This is a genomic window from Oleiphilus sp. HI0125, from assembly GCF_001635355.1.
This window is the reverse complement of record NZ_LWGF01001131.1, coordinates 1-820: the sequence shown is the minus strand read 5'-3', so window position 1 is coordinate 820 and position 820 is coordinate 1. Positions and strand designations below refer to the sequence as shown.

Sequence of the window (820 nt, the reverse complement as noted above, 5' to 3'; positions counted from 1 at the left end):
TTTGAAGCCGGTGTAGCTGGTTCCGAACCTGCACCAGCGGCAGAACCTGCTGCGCAAGTCGCTGAAGATGCAGCAGCTGCATCTGGCGATGTAATCATGAGCCCTGCAGCGCGAAAACTTGTCGACGAGAATAATGTTGATGTATCTCGTGTTGCTGCAACAGGTAAAGACGGTCGTATTACAAAAGAAGATATCGTGAAATATCTGAGTGAAAAGCCTGCTGCAGCGCCTGCATCTGCTCCAGTTGCAGCAGCGCCTGATTCGCCACAGTTTGTTGGTGAACGCCCAGAAAAACGCGTACCAATGACGCGTTTGAGAGCAAGTATTGCACGTCGCTTGCTTGATGCTAGCCAAAATACAGCAATGTTGACGACTTTCAACGAGGTCAACATGAAGCCGTTAATGGATTTGCGAAAGCAGTATAAAGATCTATTTGAGAAAACACACAACGGAACGAAGCTAGGGTTTATGTCTTTGTTTGTTAAGGCCGCGGCTGAAGCACTCAAACGATTCCCTGCAGTGAACGCTTCGATAGACGGTAATGACATTGTTTACCATGGCTATCAAGACATTGGTGTTGCTGTATCAACAGAGAAAGGTTTGGTTGTACCAATTCTCCGTGATGCGGACACTATGAGCCTAGCGAAAATTGAATCTTCGATTAAGGAATTTGGTGGTAAGGCTCGCGATGGCAAGTTAACGATCGAGGAGATGACAGGTGGCACGTTCACTATCTCTAATGGCGGTGTGTTTGGGTCGTTAATGTCAACGCCTATTCTTAATCCACCGCAGACTGCGATTTTGGGTATGCACAAAATCC

General features: G+C 47.2%; 1 protein-coding gene. It reads left to right on the top strand.

Annotation, left to right across the window (positions count from 1 at the left end; translation table 11 throughout):
* A partial coding sequence (gene sucB / locus A3762_RS19545; RefSeq protein WP_068757215.1) for a dihydrolipoyllysine-residue succinyltransferase occupies window positions 1–820 on the top strand: 820 nt, incomplete at both ends.